16 protein-coding genes are annotated in these 17,014 nt (G+C 48.8%); 9 read left to right on the top strand and 7 right to left on the bottom strand.

The window, feature by feature from the left end:
* Positions 1 to 339: 339 nt before the first annotated feature.
* Both KCG54_RS06820 and KCG54_RS06815 read right to left on the bottom strand, forming a co-directional pair.
* Positions 340 to 1,089: a lysophospholipid acyltransferase family protein gene (locus KCG54_RS06820; RefSeq protein ID WP_003747133.1), complete on the bottom strand. Its 750-nt coding sequence runs from the start codon at positions 1,087 to 1,089 to the stop codon at positions 340 to 342.
* Positions 1,090 to 1,147: 58 nt separating this feature from the next.
* Positions 1,148 to 1,942 carry a GNAT family N-acetyltransferase gene (locus KCG54_RS06815; protein WP_254324995.1) on the bottom strand — a complete coding sequence of 265 codons (795 nt, stop codon included), beginning with the start codon at positions 1,940 to 1,942 and terminating at the stop codon, positions 1,148 to 1,150.
* 269 nt (positions 1,943 to 2,211) lie between these two features.
* Between KCG54_RS06815 and KCG54_RS06810 the strand changes: the two genes are divergently transcribed.
* The 4 genes from KCG54_RS06810 (at position 2,212) to KCG54_RS06795 (ending at position 6,109) form a co-directional block, all read left to right on the top strand.
* The gene (locus tag KCG54_RS06810) at positions 2,212 to 3,543 is read left to right on the top strand and encodes a YadA-like family protein (RefSeq protein ID WP_254323767.1); all 1,332 of its coding nucleotides are present in this window, start codon (positions 2,212 to 2,214) and stop codon (positions 3,541 to 3,543) included.
* Positions 3,544 to 3,637: 94 nt separating this feature from the next.
* The gene (locus tag KCG54_RS06805; RefSeq protein WP_254323766.1) at positions 3,638 to 4,570 is read left to right on the top strand and encodes an AEC family transporter; all 933 of its coding nucleotides are present in this window, start codon (positions 3,638 to 3,640) and stop codon (positions 4,568 to 4,570) included.
* A 182-nt stretch (positions 4,571 to 4,752) separates the two neighbouring features.
* Positions 4,753 to 5,226 carry an iron-sulfur cluster repair protein DnrN gene (gene dnrN / locus KCG54_RS06800; protein ID WP_254323765.1) on the top strand — a complete coding sequence of 158 codons (474 nt, stop codon included), beginning with the start codon at positions 4,753 to 4,755 and terminating at the stop codon, positions 5,224 to 5,226.
* 157 nt (positions 5,227 to 5,383) lie between these two features.
* The gene (locus KCG54_RS06795) at positions 5,384 to 6,109 is read left to right on the top strand and encodes a hypothetical protein (RefSeq protein ID WP_254323764.1); all 726 of its coding nucleotides are present in this window, start codon (positions 5,384 to 5,386) and stop codon (positions 6,107 to 6,109) included.
* Between the two features lie 41 nt (positions 6,110 to 6,150).
* On the opposite strand, the gene KCG54_RS06790 is transcribed toward KCG54_RS06795, so the two are convergent.
* The gene (locus tag KCG54_RS06790) at positions 6,151 to 7,116 is read right to left on the bottom strand and encodes a tRNA dihydrouridine synthase (RefSeq protein ID WP_254323763.1); all 966 of its coding nucleotides are present in this window, start codon (positions 7,114 to 7,116) and stop codon (positions 6,151 to 6,153) included.
* 83 nt (positions 7,117 to 7,199) lie between these two features.
* Between KCG54_RS06790 and KCG54_RS06785 the strand changes: the two genes are divergently transcribed.
* Both KCG54_RS06785 and KCG54_RS06780 read left to right on the top strand, forming a co-directional pair.
* Positions 7,200 to 8,774, top strand: a complete 1,575-nt coding sequence (locus KCG54_RS06785; protein WP_254323762.1) for a glycosyltransferase family 2 protein — start codon at positions 7,200 to 7,202, stop codon at positions 8,772 to 8,774.
* Between the two features lie 222 nt (positions 8,775 to 8,996).
* Entirely contained in the window at positions 8,997 to 10,325 is a 1,329-nt protein-coding gene (locus KCG54_RS06780; protein WP_254324994.1) for an anaerobic C4-dicarboxylate transporter family protein, read from the top strand.
* Positions 10,326 to 10,394: 69 nt separating this feature from the next.
* Here KCG54_RS06780 and KCG54_RS06775 read toward each other — a convergent pair whose 3' ends face one another.
* Positions 10,395 to 10,820, bottom strand: coding sequence for a DUF4124 domain-containing protein (locus tag KCG54_RS06775; protein ID WP_049322303.1), 426 nt, complete (start codon positions 10,818 to 10,820; stop codon positions 10,395 to 10,397).
* A 189-nt stretch (positions 10,821 to 11,009) separates the two neighbouring features.
* Between KCG54_RS06775 and guaB the strand changes: the two genes are divergently transcribed.
* From guaB to waaF, 3 genes are all read left to right on the top strand, one after another.
* A complete protein-coding gene (guaB, locus tag KCG54_RS06770) occupies positions 11,010 to 12,473 on the top strand; it encodes an IMP dehydrogenase (RefSeq protein ID WP_003678893.1) in 1,464 nt (487 codons plus the stop codon).
* Between the two features lie 65 nt (positions 12,474 to 12,538).
* Positions 12,539 to 13,303, top strand: coding sequence for an energy transducer TonB (locus KCG54_RS06765; RefSeq protein ID WP_254323761.1), 765 nt, complete (start codon positions 12,539 to 12,541; stop codon positions 13,301 to 13,303).
* Positions 13,304 to 13,369: 66 nt separating this feature from the next.
* Positions 13,370 to 14,389 carry a lipopolysaccharide heptosyltransferase II gene (gene waaF / locus KCG54_RS06760; RefSeq protein ID WP_254323760.1) on the top strand — a complete coding sequence of 340 codons (1,020 nt, stop codon included), beginning with the start codon at positions 13,370 to 13,372 and terminating at the stop codon, positions 14,387 to 14,389.
* Between the two features lie 142 nt (positions 14,390 to 14,531).
* On the opposite strand, the gene KCG54_RS06755 is transcribed toward waaF, so the two are convergent.
* From KCG54_RS06755 to KCG54_RS06745, 3 genes are all read right to left on the bottom strand, one after another.
* Complete coding sequence (locus KCG54_RS06755) at positions 14,532 to 15,506, bottom strand: class 1 fructose-bisphosphatase (RefSeq protein ID WP_254323759.1); 975 nt, start codon at positions 15,504 to 15,506, stop codon at positions 14,532 to 14,534.
* A 67-nt stretch (positions 15,507 to 15,573) separates the two neighbouring features.
* Positions 15,574 to 15,927 carry a hypothetical protein gene (locus tag KCG54_RS06750; protein ID WP_254323758.1) on the bottom strand — a complete coding sequence of 118 codons (354 nt, stop codon included), beginning with the start codon at positions 15,925 to 15,927 and terminating at the stop codon, positions 15,574 to 15,576.
* Positions 15,928 to 16,057: 130 nt separating this feature from the next.
* Positions 16,058 to 16,903 carry a 23S rRNA (adenine(2030)-N(6))-methyltransferase RlmJ gene (locus tag KCG54_RS06745; protein WP_254323757.1) on the bottom strand — a complete coding sequence of 282 codons (846 nt, stop codon included), beginning with the start codon at positions 16,901 to 16,903 and terminating at the stop codon, positions 16,058 to 16,060.
* Positions 16,904 to 17,014 lie beyond the last annotated feature (111 nt).

Here is a 17,014-nt window from a genome sequence, read left to right as displayed (position 1 = left end):
CCCAAGCTTTCACGTTTATATTCCTCATTCATCAAATCTCTTACTAAAAGTCTTCCGCATTCGTTTGCGGCGTTTTCAGCCTTGTGTTTTAAAGCTGGATAAGAAATAGGAAAGCAAAGAGTTTTGACACATTGAGATTCATCATTTATATCCTTGAAAATTTTGAGGATATACGACTTTGGAAAAGATACTGGTTCGGGATTTACGGTGTAGAAAATAAGCATAATTAAAGCCCCTTCACTGGCTTAGTTAAGGGGCTTTACAAGAATTAAGAATATGCGCCCCTGATGGAACGCAATATATAAGGCCGTCTGAACATTCAGAAGGCCTTTTGTTTGATCAGCCCAACTGTTTTTGCTTTTCGCTCAACAGGGCGTGTACTTGAAGCGCGGTAGCGTAGCGGTCTTCTCCCGCTTCAATCGGGTCGAGGAAATGCAGCTCAACCGTACTGGAAGGCTGGCTGATGACCATGCAGATGGATTGCCAGAGGCTGATGTCGCCGTAGTAGGCAGTGTGCGGGTTGGGGCTGCTACCGTCCGGATTCGGATAGCGGCAGAGTGCCGGAATAATCGGTACGCCTGCATCATAGGCCGTCTGAAAAAAGCTCGGTTTAAACGGCAGGATTTCACGGCCTTCGGTACTGGTGCCTTCGGGGAAAATGGTGACGGTATCGCCGTTTTTCAGTGCTTCGGTCACGCCGGCGATTTTGGCAGAGTTGCCTTTGATGCCGCGGTTGCGCGAGACGTAAACCGTTTGTGCCTGCGTGGCGAGATAACCGACCACCGGCCATTTGGCTACATCATCTTTAGCTACGAAACGGCCGGGGAAAGCGCCGTTGACCGCCATAATGTCCAACCATGAAATATGGTTGCTGATAAGCATTTGGCCGCGGCCTTCTTGCGGCGGTGTGCCGAAAGTTTGCAGTTTCATGCCGCAGGAAGCGAGTACGCGCAGCGACCATAATTGGATCGCGCGCAGTTTGCGTTTGCTGCTGTAAAAGGGAAACAGAAAAAACATTTCGGCCATGCCGTACAAAAGGCAGCCGGCAATGCAGAGAAGACGGAAGATAAAACGGATTTTGGCGGTCATTGTGTGTGTTTTTTTATAAAGATTAGGCAGGCCGTCTGAAGTTTCAGACGGCCTTTTATTATGAGTCGGTTTTAGGGGCAAAACGCTGTAAGTAGCGGTCGGAAAGATGGTTGATGTCCATCATGATCAGTACATCCGCGCAGTTGAATGCTTCATCGACGCAAGGCTCGCCGCAGAACCACGCGCCTGCTTTGAGATAGCCTTTGATCAGTGCAGGTACAGGCGGATTTTCAGACGGCGTGATGCTGTCCCATTTGAGCGGGTTGAGCGGTTTGACACACCATTGTGCCGGAGCGAGGTATTTGTCTTTCAAAGCATGATACAGGCCCGCCGCATCGTTGCCGCCGTCGCGCATTTCGATACTGCCGCAACCAATCATAAAGCGCAGGTTTTCGTCTTTCATGAATTTGACCAAACCGGTCCACAACAGCATGACCAAGCCGCCGTTGCGGTAGTCCGGGTGGGTGCAGGCACGGCCAAGTTCTACGGTTTGCGGCAGGATGTCTTTCAAAGGCTCAAGGTCGAATTCATGCTCGCTGTACCAGCCGCCGACTTTTTTTGCGGTTTCTTCAGTAATCAGGCGGTAGCAGCCGATTACCTCGCCGGTTGCATCGTCAAACGCGAGCAGATGGTGGCAATGTTTATCATAAGGATCGACATCGCGGCCGTCATCACTTTCGATTTCCGCCCCCAGTTCTTGGGCAAAAACCTGATAGCGCAATCTTTGGGCGGCTTCGATTTCAGCTTGGGTTTCTGCAAGGCGTACGCTCAGGCCGATTTTGGGGCCCGTTTGATTGAAACGGCTGGGGACATGATGTTTCCTGTTTGAAGAAAATGGCTGATTATAGCGGATATACGGACAGATTTATATTGATTTGCTTTGCGGTAGGGCAAATTATGTCGGGTTGTTGGAAAAAGGCTTCAGGCCGTCTGAAACTGATGGTTGTTTAGAAGGATGGTCAAGGAACATTTGCCAGGATGTTTGAAATTTATGACATAAATCAAAATATTTATCCGAACTATTTAATATGAGAATAAAAGTATATACAATATAACTAGTTTAAAAGTATTAATTCGATTGAACGAGATATTTTTAATATTTAAAAAATGGAGAATATAAAGATGAAACTGAATGTATCGCTCAGTCCTTTGTGTTTGGCTTTGGCGTTTTTTTTCGGTACTGCGTATGCGGACGGAGGTATTGTTGCCGGAACCATGCACAAGACGGGTTCTTTGGCTGTCGGTAAAGAATCCGTATCGGGCGAAAATGCCGCTGCAGTTGGCGACAAGGCTAAAGCAGGTGGCTATAAGGCGGCTGCTTTGGGTTATGATTCTGCCGCTTCCGGTTTGAGCGCAACTGCTTTGGGTGGCGAATCCAAAGCGGAGGCATTGCGGTCGGTGGCGGTTGGCTTTCGGGCCCATGCCAAGGGAACAAATGATGTAGCAGTCGGTGGCGCAGCGGCTGCTTCTGGCGGTCAATCCGTTGCAGTTGGTCTGCTGTCCAAGGCTTCAGCTTTGCGTGCCGTTGCGGTAGGTAATGGCGCGCAGGCAAGTAATATTGATGCAGTAGCTATCGGCAGAGATAGTGAGGCGGATGCGCTCAGCGCGACGGCCTTAGGTGATCGAGCTAAAGCACGTGGGACTCAATCACTTGCTCTGGCATCGGCTGCTGAAGCAGAAGGTTATCAAGCAGTGGCGGTCGGTACGCGTGCGGTATCGAATGCCGTAAACAGTGTAGCTTTGGGTGTCGAGTCTTCCGCTACAGCCTTGAACGGTCTGGCTGTCGGCACCAGCTCCAGCGTGCGTAAAGAAGGTGGTACCGCAGTCGGCGGCGGCGCATCGGCTTTGGAAGAGAAATCTTTGGCACTCGGTTTCCAAGCCAAAGGTAAAGCCGAGAAAGGGGTCGCTCTAGGTGCGCAAAGTATTGCGGATTTGGCTGCAGGTCAGGCAGGCTATGATTTTGCGACACAGTCGGCAAGTCAATCTGAAGAAACGGCATGGAAATCGACATTGGGCGCAGTTTCGGTTGGCAATGAAAAGGACAGCCGTCAAATTACCCATGTGGCTGCCGGTACTCAGGATACGGATGCGGTAAATGTGGCTCAGGTTAAAAGGCTTGCGGAAAGATGGCAGGCCGATAGTCAGCAAAAAGAGTCGGCGGTGGCTGCTCAAATCAATCAGATACGCGCTGAAACACGCGTAGAAATGAAAAAACTGGAAGACCGTGCGGATGCCGGCTCTGCCGCTGCGATTGCGGTGGGTAATCTGGGACAAGCTTACCAGCCGGGACAGGGTGCGGTATCCATTGGCAGCGGCGTTTGGCGCGGAAAGGCCGGTTTTGCTGTCGGAGTATCGAAAGTATCCGCCAGCGGCAAATGGCTGGTGAAAGGTTCGGCTGTTGGCGCATCTAAGGGTGGTGCAGGCGGTGGAGCCAGCGTAACCTATCTGTGGTAGAAAATTTCAGATGGCCTTGAATGTTGAGGCCGTCTGAATTTGGCATGCGAAGCGGTAGAAGCGTAAAATCAACGTTTTTGCCGCTTTTTTTATTATGGAAACCTCTTTCCTGCTTGCCGGAAAAATTACCGAGCTGACGCTGATTGTTTTGATGGGCGTGGCCTTGGTGAAGGCAGGGCTGTTGAAATCGGAAAACAGCTATACGCTCTCCGTCATTGCGCTTTACCTGATCAGCCCGTCTGTCATGATTCATGCCTTTCAGATGGACAATACGCCGCAGATTATCGAAGGGCTGAAGCTTTCCGTTATGCTGGCGGTGTTTTTCCATGTGGTGTTGATTGTTTTGGGCAGGTTGTTTAAGCACTTGTTCAAACTCGATGCGCTCGAACACGCGGCGACGGTGTACAGTAATTCGGGCAACTTGATTATCCCTTTGGTGATGTCGGTATTTGGTGCGGAATGGGTGATTTATACCACTGGTTTTATCTTGGTGCAGACGTTTTTGTTTTGGACGCATCTGCGCCTGTTGATTTGCGGCCGAGGCAATGTGGCTTGGAAAACCATTTTTACCAATATCAACATCTTATCCATGTTGGTCGGGCTGCTAATGTTTACCTTTCAAATCAAGCTGCCGCATATTGTCGATAATACTTTGGCGACGGTGGGCGGCATGATTGGCCCGGTTGCCATGTTGGTGGCGGGCATGCTTTTGGCTTCTCTGCCGTTACGCTCGATTATGTGGACGCCGAGGCTGTATCTCGTTGCTTTTTTAAGGCTGATTTTGATTCCAATATTATTGCTTTTTGCCGTCAAAGTTTGTGGTTTTGTCCATCATGATGCGCATGCGGATACGGTTGTTGTAATCAGCTTTTTGGCAACGACTTCGCCTGCCGCAGCGACGGTTACCCAAATGGCGGTTGTTTACGGCAAAAATGCCCAAAAAGCCAGCGCGATTTATGGGCTGACAACCTTGCTTTGTGTGGTAACCATGCCGGTGATGATTGCGTTATATCGTTGGATTATTTAAGAAAAGGGCAGGCTGTCTGAAACGTTAGCCTTATGTTTCAGGCGGCCTGTTTGGTATTTTAATTTTGAAAATAACTTTTATTATCAATTAATTAAACAATTAAAAAACTATACAAAGCGGATTACTGCGTGTATCCTTACACCTAACATTCATTCAATATAAATCTTTAAAGGAACACAGCCATGACCGACTTTACCCTTTGGGAAACCGCGCCTTTTAATTCTACGATTGACCATATCCTGCAACGTTATCACAACGTTCATCGCGCCCAGTTTGAAGAGTTGGTACCGCTGGCGCAAAAAGTAGCGCAGGTTCATGCCGATACTTTTCCGGCTGAAGTGGCCGATTTGTTAGCCTATATGCAAAACGAGCTGTTGATGCACATGATGAAAGAGGAGCGCATGTTGTTCCCGATGATTAATCAGGGCGTGGGTCGCGGCGCGGCAATGCCCATCAGCGTGATGATGCACGAGCATGAAGAACACGACCAAGCCATCGCGCGTCTGGAAGAATTGACCAACAATTTTGAGCTTCCCGAAGGCGCTTGCGGCAGCTGGACCCGTTTGTACACTTTGGCCAAAGAGATGGTGGATGATTTGAAAGACCATATCCATTTGGAAAATGAGATTTTGTTCCACCGCGTTTTGGCTTCTTAAAATTTGAGCTTAATCAAGGCCATCTGAATGTTCAGACGGCCTGTTCTTTAATCTCTTGCTAAGTTAGTGCAATGGTTCTAAAATTTTAATAAAGAAACAAAATTAGGCAGTAAAGGCACACATCCGTTCTTTTGTTTACTTGAGAAGGAGTTTATGAATGAAACATTCTAAAGTTTTACTATCGGGTATTCTGTTTGTTGCTCTGACTGCGTGCGCCCAAACGACGGACGGCAGCTGGAGCGCCTTGCAGGATACGAAAACAGGCGTGCAGTCGCGGCCTTATTATGAATTTGGCAATGTACTTCAGAAGATTTCTTTTAAGAAAACCGGTAATCCGGAAAATGGTCTGAAAAAGCCTGTCTTGACAGTGTATCGTCAGGGCAAGCTGTTGGGCGAAGCATATAATTTGGAAGCATCTTATGGCAGCCCCTTGTTGCCAACCCTGTTTTTGGTAAACGGCAAGTCATTAAATATTAATGACGACAATGATAGAAAACTGTTGGCTACTGCTAAGAGAATCGATTTTTACGATTTCGGACGTAGTCGGATCGGCCATGCAGTCTTTACCGCGCCTAACGGCATCTGTCAGGATATGAAACACGGCAAAGGCGTTTCCTACAAGCTGGTTACCAACTATGTTAATTTTCCGGATTATCCTTCGCCTGAAAATATCTTGATTATCACTGCGCAAGGCAAATATGAGCAAGACGGGTTTATATTGGATGCCACTGAGTCAAGAGTGACCAGTGCCAATAAAGAGTTTGCCAAAAAATATGGCGAAGCCCTGAAATCCAAGAATGGCCCTGAGACCAGGCATGTGAATATGGCCAATGCAGCCAGCGCGGAAAAAGGCAGACTGTTGGCTGATTATATCTGTCAGTAATCATATTAAAGGCCGTCTGAAATTCAGACGGCCTTTTTGAATCATGAATGCATCTCTTGTTCAAACGACAGCAGAATCTGTTTTACTTCATCCGCTTCTTTGACGGCACGGATACGGTCGAACAATATCTGCGCCTGTTCAAACTCTTTTTTCATCATGCCCAGCCATTGTTTCAAACGGGCAACCGGATATTTGTTGTTGGCTTCTTTGGCAAGGCATAAGTCGAAGAATTGGACTATCCATGAGGAGACTTCGGCAAAGTCGGTGTCTTTCACTGTTTCGCCGTTTTCATATTGCTTGATTTGCCGCGCTAAGTCTGGACGGATAACCGCGCCGCGCCCGAGCATCACGCTGTCGCAACCGCTGACGGTTTTAATGTCTAGATAGTCTTGAAGGCTGAACACATCGCCGTTGGCGGTAACGGGAATACTGACAGCATCGCGGATTTTGCGCACCCATTCCCAATGTGCCGGCGGTTCGTAGCCTTCGACTTTGGTGCGCGCATGGACGGTTAACGCGCAGGCTCCGCCGTTTTCAATCGCGGAGGCGCATTCCAATGCCAGACTTTTATCTTCATAACCGAGCCGCATCTTGGCAGTCAGCGGAATGTGTTGCGGCAGGCGTTGGTGCAGGGTGTGGACGATGTGGTAAATCAAGTCGGGCTCTTTGAGCAAGACCGCGCCGCCTTTGTGTTTGTTGACCGTCGGCGCGGGGCAGCCGAAGTTGAGGTCGATTTTGTCCGCACCGAAACGTACGGCTTCCAAAGCATTGACGGCCATGTTTTCCGCATCGCTGCCCAAAAGCTGGACAGTACAGGGCGTGCCGGCCGGCGTGCGGTTGGCATGGGCGATTTCGGGAACATATTTAAGCCAAGTGGCGCGTGAGTGGACCGTGTGCGTAATGCGGACAAATTCGCTGACGCATTCGTCAAATCCGCCGATGCGCGTCAACAGGTCGCGCATCACATCGTCCACCAGCCCCTGCATGGGGGCAAGAATAAGCTGCATGAGTCAGGCCGTCTGAAAAAAGGAGGACATATTGTAGCGGTATATCGGTTAAAATACAGCTTCCTTTTTCAGACGGCCTTTTTATGATGCACACAATTCCGGCAACCGCCGCCATGTTGGTAAAAAATTCAGAACGTTATCTTTCAGAAGTTTTGAGTGCACTGAAAGACTTTGACGAGGTCCTGTTGTTGGACAACGGCTCGACCGACCGTACTTTTGAAATTGCCAAGGGCTTTCCCAATGTCAGCTATTACAAGCATGACTTTATCGGGTTTGGCCCGATGAAAAATCTGGCGGCCAGACTGGCACAAAACGATTGGATTTTCAGCATAGACAGCGATGAAGTGGCGGATGAGGCATTAATCGAATCCATTCGTGCGGCCGTTTTGGAAAATGAGAAGGAACATATTTTTTCGCTTTCCCGTCTGAACCATTACCACGGCAGACTGATTAAAGGCTGCGGCTGGTATCCGGATATTATTCCGCGCCTTTATCATCGCAAATTTACCCGTTTTTCCGACCGTCAGGTGCATGAGTCTTTGGTGTTGCCGCAGGAAGCTAAGGTTAAACAACTCGATGGCCATCTGAAACATTATTCTTTTGAAAACGCCGAAGGGCTGATTCAAAAAATGCAGCAGTATAGCTCGCTGTATGCGGCAGAAAATCGTTTTAAGAAAGACAGTTCGCCGTTTAAGGCTTTGCTGCATGGCGGCGTATCGTTTGTGAAAAATTACCTGCTCAAACGCGGTTTTGCCTATGGGGCGGACGGCCTGACAATTTCAGTTTCCAACGCGCAAGGTTCGTATTACAAATATGTCAAACTCTACGAGCACAACCGCACGATAACCGTCTCCCTCATCATCACCACCTACAACCGCCCCGATGCTTTGGAGCTGGTGTTGAAATCGGCTTTATCGCAAACCCGTCTGCCGGATGAGATTATTGTCGCGGATGACGGCTCAAGGCAGAAAACCGCCGAAGTGGTTGATTTTATCCGCCGCAGGACAAGCATTCCTGTTAAACATTCATGGCAGCCGGATAGAGGCTTTCGTGCAGCCGAATCGCGCAACCGTGCGCTGGCGCAGGCGCAAAGCGATTATATTGTGTTGATTGACGGTGATATGGTCTTGGATCCGTCTTTTATCGCCGATCATTTGAAGATTGCCCGCAAAGGCCGTCTGATACAGGGTTCCCGCGTAATTTTGACTGAGGATAAAACGCAGGATATTTTGAACGAAGGCGATTTGCCTGCCTTGTCCATGTTCAGCTCGGGAATAGAAAAACGGCTTTCCGCCCTGCGCTGCCGTTGTTTGGCCAAACTGGCAGGCCGAAAAGGCAACCGCAAACACAAAGGCATCAAAACCTGCAATATGGGCTTTTTCCGCAGCGATGCGCTTGCCGTCAACGGGTTTGACAATAGCTTTGTCGGTTGGGGCAGGGAAGACAGCGAATTTGTCGCCCGTTGCTATCATAACGGTATGAAACGCCATAATTTGAAATTTGCCGGCATTGCGTACCACCTCTGGCACAATGAGGCAGAACGCGATTCATTGCCGCAAAACGATGCCTTGTTGGCGGCAACGTTGTCGGAACGCAAAATCCGCTGTGTTCATGGCGTATCGGATTTTATAAAAGATGAAGAAGTAGCCGGAAAATAGCTTTATCATCTTTTAGAATCATAGAGGCCGTCTGAAAATCTTCAGACGGCCTTTTTTGTGTTTTTAAAAACCTAGCGGTTAAATGAGAATATTATTTATTTGATATAGATCAGTATGTATAATTAGGTAAAGTATGGTTATGGAAGAGGGTTTACTCTATAATCCAACCGTTTGTAATTTTATTTCGGTCAAAGCCGGATTTTGGGAGTTGTGATGTCAACTATGTTTTTTATCCAGTTTGCCGTTGTGTTGCTGTGTATCCTGATTGGTGCGCAGGTTGGCGGTATTGGTTTGGGCGTGCTCGGCGGTATCGGCTTGGCCGTATTGTCTTTTGGTTTCCATCTTCAACCGACCAGCCCGCCGATTGATGTGATGCTGATGATTATGGCGGTAGTGTCTGCCGCAGCGGCCATGCAGGCCAGCGGCGGTTTGGACTATATGATTAAGATTGCCACGCGTGTGTTGCACCGCAATCCGAAATACATCACCTTTATCGCGCCGGCGGTAACTTACACCTTTACCGTCTTGGCAGGTACGGGCCATGTGGCTTACTCGGTCTTACCCGTGATTGCCGAAGTCAGCCGTCGCAATGGCATCCGTCCTTCCCGTCCGCTGACGATGGCGGTTATCGCTTCCCAATTTGCGATTGTCGCCAGCCCGATTGCCGCCGCGGTTGTTGCCTGTGTTACCATGCTTGAGCCGCAACACATCACGATGGCGGACGTGTTGAAAGTTACCGTTCCGTCCACGATTTTGGGTATCGGTTTGGCTTGCGTGTTCGTAAACAAACTGGGCAAAGAATTAAAAGACGATCCGCATTATCAGGCTTTGCTGAAAGACCCGAATTATGTGAAAGAATACATCGATGTGGAGGAGCAACAAACCGATGTCACTATTTCGCCGAAAGCCAAATTGTCGGTCGGTATTTTCTTGACTGCGGCATTGCTGGTGGTGGTAATGGGGGCGTTGCCTGAGCTGCGTCCGGCTTTTGAACACGATGGCGCGATCAAGCCTATGGGCATGGCGCATACGATTGAAATCGTGATGTTGTCTGCTTCTGCGCTGATTATTCTGGCGTGTAAACCCAATGGCGATGCGATTACCCGAGGTTCGGTATTCCATGCCGGTATGCGTGCCGTAATTGCGGTGTTCGGCGTGGCTTGGTTGGGAGATACCTTGATGAGCGGCCACTTAACAGAAGTAGAGTCGACCGTCAGCCATTTGGTTGAATCTGCACCGTGGACCTTTGCCTTTGCCCTGTTTGTCTTGTCGGTATTGGTTAATAGTCAAGGCGCGACAGTGGCGACGCTGTTCCCAATCGCCATCAAACTGGGGATTCCAGCGCCCATCATTATCGGCACATTCGTTGCGGTAAACGGCTATTTCTTTATACCAAACTACGGTCCGATTATTGCCGCTATTGACTTCGATACAACCGGCTCGACCAAAATCGGCAAATTCATCTTCAACCACAGCTTCATGATTCCGGGCTTGTTGAGTATGGCATTTAGTCTGGCTTTTGGTTTGTTGTTGGTTCAGGTGTATTATTGATAAGCTGAAGAATGAAGGCCGTCTGAAATTAAATTTCAGACGGCCTTTTTGATATTGTGATTCGAGAGCTTAATTGCAGTATTTATTGACGTCGTTTTGGTATTGTTTAATTAAACTGTCTCGGTTGGCCAAGCGTGCGCTTTCGGCAACTTGGCGGTTGATTTTGGCGATTTTGCAGTTTTCCAGCTTATTTTGGCGGTTTTGTTCTTCGATTTTTTTATTGCGCTCTTCGATTTGTTTGTTTTGTTCCGCAACCTGTTCGTTGGGCTGCTCGGCAACCGGCTCAGATGCCGCAACAGCAGGCGCAACGGCAGGTTTGACGTTGTGCGTGCGGATGTTGACCACGCCGGAACGTTTCGGTTGCAGGCGGTTTGGCGTATCGGAATAGCTGTTGCCCGATGCGCCTTTCCAAGTGTAAACCTCAGCCGCGCCGGTCAGGGCGGCGGAAGAGAGAAGGGCTGCTATCAGACAGGTTTTGAGTACGGAAGATTTCATGGGTTTCCCTTATGTAAATGATGTTCTCATGCGGCTTATTTTACTTGAAACTGCAATGCGTTGGCATATTTTTGTACGCCAAATCAAATCATGTAAAAAAATAACGTTAAAACGTGTATTGCCAATGTTAGCATCAAGCCGGTGTGATATAATGCCGTGCATCTTGCACAAACTGAAAGACCGAGCATCATGCGTATTGTAGAAAAAGCCTATACTTTCGACGACGTTTTGTTGGTTCCAGCGCACTCAAACGTGCTGCCTCGAGATGTCAAACTTCAAACCAAACTCACCCGCGATATCACGCTCAACCTCCCTCTACTTTCTGCTGCAATGGATACCGTTACCGAAGCGCGTCTGGCCATCTCTATGGCTCAAGAAGGCGGCATCGGCATTATCCATAAAAACATGACGCCGGAGTTGCAAGCGCGTGCCGTTTCCAAAGTGAAGCGCCATGAGAGCGGCGTGGTGAAAGATCCCGTTACCGTTGCGCCGACCGCATTGATCCGCGAAGTCTTGGAAATGCGCGCACAACGCAAACGCAAAATGTCCGGTCTGCCTGTTGTTGAAAACGGCAAAGTGGTCGGTATCGTGACCAACCGCGACCTGCGTTTTGAAAACCGTGTCGATCTGCCGGTTTCTGCCATCATGACCCCCCGCGACCGTTTGGTTACCGTTCCTGAAGGTACCAGCATTGATGAAGCCCGCGAAATCATGCATGCGCACAAAGTTGAGCGCGTTTTGGTGTTGAACGACCAAGACGAACTCAAAGGTCTGATTACAGTTAAAGATATTCTGAAAACAACCGAATTCCCTAATGCCAACAAAGATGCCGAAGGCCGTCTGCGCGTCGGTGCCGCGGTGGGTACCGGCGGAGATACCGAAGAGCGCGTCAAAGCATTGGTAGAAGCAGGCGTGGACGTGATTGTGGTCGATACTGCCCACGGCCATAGCCAAGGCGTGATCGATCGCGTGCGCTGGGTCAAAGAAACTTATCCGCACATCCAAGTCATCGGCGGCAACATCGCGACTGCCAAAGCCGCTTTAGATTTGGTTGCTGCCGGTGCGGATGCCGTTAAAGTCGGTATCGGCCCGGGCTCGATTTGTACGACCCGTATCGTGGCAGGCGTGGGCGTGCCTCAACTGACAGCGATTCACAATGTTTCCGAAGCCCTGAAAGGTACAGGCGTTCCCCTGATTGCCGACGGCGGTATCCGCTTCTCCGGCGATATTGCAAAAGCTCTGGCAGCAGGTGCATACAGCGTCATGCTCGGCGGTATGTTTGCCGGTACGGAAGAAGCACCGGGTGAAATCGAACTCTACCAAGGCCGCTCTTACAAGTCTTACCGCGGCATGGGTTCGTTGGGTGCGATGAGCCAAGGCTCTGCCGACCGCTACTTCCAAGACAAAACCGACAGCACAGACAAATATGTTCCTGAAGGCATCGAAGGCCGCGTTCCTTACAAAGGCCCGATTGTGAACATCATCCACCAATTGACCGGCGGTCTGCGCTCCAGCATGGGTTATTTGGGTTGCGCCAATATTGCTGAAATGCACGAGAAAGCAGAATTTGTGGAAATCACTTCTGCCGGTATGAGCGAATCCCACGTTCACGACGTACAAATCACTAAAGAAGCGCCTAACTACCATCGTTAACCCACTATAAAAAGGTCGTCTGAAAATATTTCAGACGGCCTTTCTGTTTTTATAAGGTTTTAAAAATGAAGCAGATATTGCTTGCTGCCGTTATGCTTAGTATTTCAGGTTTGGCATTTTCAGAGTCTATTGAAGAATTGGAAAGAAGGCCGCTTAATATGTTGAAAACTCTGGGATTATCTGTTGAGGCTCAAAAAGGGTTTGTTTGGGCTATTGTACCTGTTGATGAAACTGGTAAGGTTGGTAAAGCAGTATGGAGCAAGGAGGGTGAAGTTTCTTCTGAGTTTATGGAATTGGCAAAACAGAAAATTGCTTCATTTAAACGATTCAAACCAAAGTGGGCTTATGCTCATACCTTGGCAGGATATCACGAGAAATTGCTAAAAGTGCAGAAACAAAAATGTGCAGCAATTGATCCTGATGGGTTTAAACGATGGAACAATAATCCGTATATTAAATCGGATTTAATAGGTGAGCCTTTATTGGATTGTTTACATAAAGTATCCGAGGAACAGACCAATATCAAAGTCAACATTCCCAGCATTGCCCAATTTTTTATTATTTCTGAGAAACAGGCAATGGTGAATATTGCTCAGATTTATCTTCCAGGATATCCCGCTCTATCAGCAGAAAATGGAGAAGAAGGCTCTGTCGTTATGGAATTACATATAGCAGGAGGAAAGGTTGATACAGCAAAAATTGTTAAAAGCAGCGGTTATTCCCGATTAGATAAGGCTGCACGTAAGGCTATTTGGAGATTAACTTTTTCCAAAAAAGCTCGGGAAGATATTGAATACTATCAACTGATACAGTTTAATCTAGGCGATTAAACCGAGTTTCAGACGGCCTTTTAAAAATCGTATTACAATAAGCCAAAATTAAAAACACATTCCATTATGTCCAAAAGAATCCTGATTATTACCCCAAGCTGGATTGGCGACTGCGTCATGACCCAACCGCTTTATCGCCGTTTGCATGAGCTGTATCCCGGCTGCACCATTGATGCTTTTGCGCCCAAATGGTCGATGGCCGTATTTGAGCGCATGCCTGAAATCAACCGTGTGATGGAAAACCCGTTTGGACATGGCGCGTTGGAATTGAGAAAACGTTGGCGTATCGGGCGTGAATTGGGAAAAGAAGGCTATGATCAAGTGATTGTTTTGCCCGGTTCGCTCAAATCCGCCATCATTGCCTTGGCTACGGGCATCAAGCAGCGTACGGGCTACGTCGGCGAGTCGCGCTATTTTTTGCTGAACGATATCCGTAAGTTGGATAAGGCAGCATTGCCTCTGATGGTTGACCGCTATACTGCGCTGGCGCATCCGACCCAAGCGGATTTTAACGGGCATTCAGATAATCCCTGTTTCACGATTGATCCCGAAAGCCGTCAAGCCGCTTTGGCAAAACATGGTTTGACGACGGATAAACCGATTTTGGCATTTTGTCCCGGTGCGGAATATGGCCCGGCCAAGCGTTGGCCTGCGCGTCATTTTGCCGAACTCGGCCGCCGATATTTGGCCGAGGGTTGGCAGGTTTGGCTGTTTGGTTCGCAAAAAGATTTTGATATTGCAGATGAAATCAACCGACTTTCAGACGGCCTGTGTACCAATCTTTGCGGTAAAACCAATCTTCCGGAGGCGATTGATCTGTTGTCTTGCGCCGATACGGTTGTGTGCAACGACAGCGGTCTGATGCACCTTGCGGCCGCACTTGATCGGAAATTGGTTGCGGTTTACGGCTCATCCAGCCCTGACCATACGCCGCCTCTAAGCCAAAAGGCAAAAATCGTCAGTTTGAATTTGGATTGCTCACCTTGTTTTAAGCGCGAATGTCCGTTAGGGCATACGGATTGTTTGAACAAGCTGACGCCGGATATGGTGCAAAAAGCAGCGGAAGAGCTGGCTCGTGCGGCGTAATCCAATAAAGATTAGATGGAAAACAGCAAAGGGCAGATTTGAGTTTGCCTTTTGATTTTTCATTTTTTCTATTTTTTAACAAAAGGCCGTCTGAAAATCATATTTCAGACGGCCTTTTGGGGTTTGAAATCAATATATCTGATTATTTTTGATGCAGATTATAAACGTATTCCACTTCTTCGCGGCTGCCCATGAATACGGCAACACGTTGGTGCAGGCCGGTAGGTTGGATGTCGAGCATGGCTTCGATGGCGTCGTTTGATGCGCCGCCGGCTTGTTCCATAATCAGGCTCATCGGGTTGGCTTCGTACATCAGGCGCAGTTTGCCCGGTTTGGATGGGTCGCGTTTGTCTTGCGGATACATGAATACGCCGCCGCGCATCAGGATGCGGTGGATTTCGGCAACCATGCTGGCTACCCAGCGCATATTGTAGTTTTTGCCGCGTACGCCGGTTTCGCCTGCCAGTAATTCATCAATGTATTGTTGAACAGGGGCGAACCAATGTCTTTGGTTGGACATATTGATGGCGAATTCTTTAGTAGACTCGGGAACGCGCGGATTTTCTTTGGTCAGCAGGAATTGGTTGGCATCGTCCAAAGTGAAGACGAATACGCCGTGACCGACAGTCAGTACCAGTTGGGTTTGCGGACCGTATAAAACATAACCTGCGGCTACTTGGTCGCGGCCTTTTTGCAGGAAGGATTCGGTAGTCAATGCACCTTCAGGTTTCGCCAAAATGGAGAAGATGGTGCCGACGGAGATGTTGACGTCGATATTGGAAGAGCCATCCAGCGGGTCAAACAATACCAAATAGCCGCCGTTTTCGTGTGTGGCGACATAGGTGTCTTCTTCTTCGCTGGCAAGGCCTGCGATATTGGCATTGGCTTTTAAAACATCAATCATGATATTGTTGGCGATGACATCGAGTTTCTTTTGGTCTTCGCCTTGGATGTTGCCGGTACCTGCCATACCCAAAACGCCGGAAAGTGCGCCGAGGCGGACTTTGGCGTTGATATCCAAACAGGCGGCGGCTACGGATTCCAATACGCTGGCCAGCTCTTGCGGCAGTTTGTGTTCGGGCAGGTGTTGGGCTAAGAATTGGTTCAATGTATTCATGGTTTCACTCTTTTCCTAAGTTTGAATCGAATATTTTTCAATTTCAGGCCGTCTGAAAACGGCGTGTTCATTTAGTTTTGCTCTCGGCCATGCCTAAAACTTCTTTAGTGCAGGCGATGCTGGTGTCTTTGATGCGTTTTTTCAGCTCGTCGCTCATGGAGTCGCTGCCGCCCAAAAGCGAGGTTGCTTCTTCAGGATTGATTTGGTCGACTGTTTTTTCACCGATACAGCGGCAGATTTTTTCAGTGGTCGCTGAATCAAACGGGCTTTTTCCTGCGGCTTTTTCTACACAGGCTTCGGTTGCCGAGCGGACAAATTCAGTGCGGAAACTTTGGGTAAATTCTTCTTTAAATTCGTTTTTTACTGATTCGCTGCACGCGCAAAGCAGGAGTATGCAGGCTAGGGGTGTGCGTATATTCATGAGTGAACGGCCGTTAATTGTTATGTTGTGAATTGTAGTGGAAAAAGGCTTAAGTATAAAGGGTTAAGGCCGTCTGAACGGGTATGGCGGCAAAGTTGAAGCGCTTGGGTATACATTCAGACGGCGGCGTTTATTTCGTTTTGCTTTCCAATAGATAATGCGCGTCTGCATCTTGCGCCAAAATTTTGGAAAGTTCGGGCAGATTGTTTTGCAACTGTTCGGCAAGCATGTAGGGCGGATTGATGACGAACATGCCGCTGCCGTGCATACCGAAGCCGTCGCTGCGCGGCGTATGGACATGAAGCTCGGCGTGCAGATAATTGTCGGGAGCGATTTTTTTGAGTTCGTCCGGCAGTTTGCGGCTTTCTTCGCGGCTCAAGCAAGGATACCAAACCATGTAGCAGCCGGTTTCAAAGCGTTTCAAGGCATCTTTCAAGACTTGGACGACACGGCGGTAGTCTTGTTTTTCTTCGTAGGGCGGATCAATCAAGACGGCGGCACGGCGGGGCGGAGGAGGCAAGAGTGAAATCAGGCCTTGATAACCGTCCGCTTGGCTGACCTGCACTTTACGCGCAGGACGGACTTCGCGCATATTGTTTTGCAAATGGACAAAATCGGCAGGATGCAGCTCAAAGAGGCGCATTTTGTCGCTGTCGCGCGTGATCGCCTGTGCCAGCCAAGGCGAGCCGCAGTAAAGGTTGTCTTGCGGCAGTATTTGTTTCAGACGGCCTACAAATTCAGCCAATTCGGAAGGCAGCTTGTCAGCTTGTTCCAAGAGCGCAATGCCTTGTTTGTATTCACCGACTTTTTGCGCTTCATCGCCGCTCAAATCATACAAACCGGCACCGCTGTGCGTATCGATATACCAATAAGGCTTGTCTTTGCGGTTGAAATATTCGAGGACGAGGAAGAGGGTAAAGTGCTTGAGCATATCGGCATGGTTGCCGGCATGGAAGGCGTGGCGGTAGCTGAGCATGATCGGGCTGCGGAAATAAAAATCCGATTATACCCCAAACCATCGCCATCACCGCTTTCAGACGGCCTTTGTGCCTGGAAAATGCTACAATATCCGCCTTATCGTACCATC

The organism is Neisseria subflava, from assembly GCF_024205705.1.
GTDB lineage: Bacteria > Pseudomonadota > Gammaproteobacteria > Burkholderiales > Neisseriaceae > Neisseria > Neisseria subflava_D.
The sequence above is the reverse complement of the archived record's forward strand: the minus strand, read 5'-3'. Positions and strand labels throughout refer to the sequence as shown.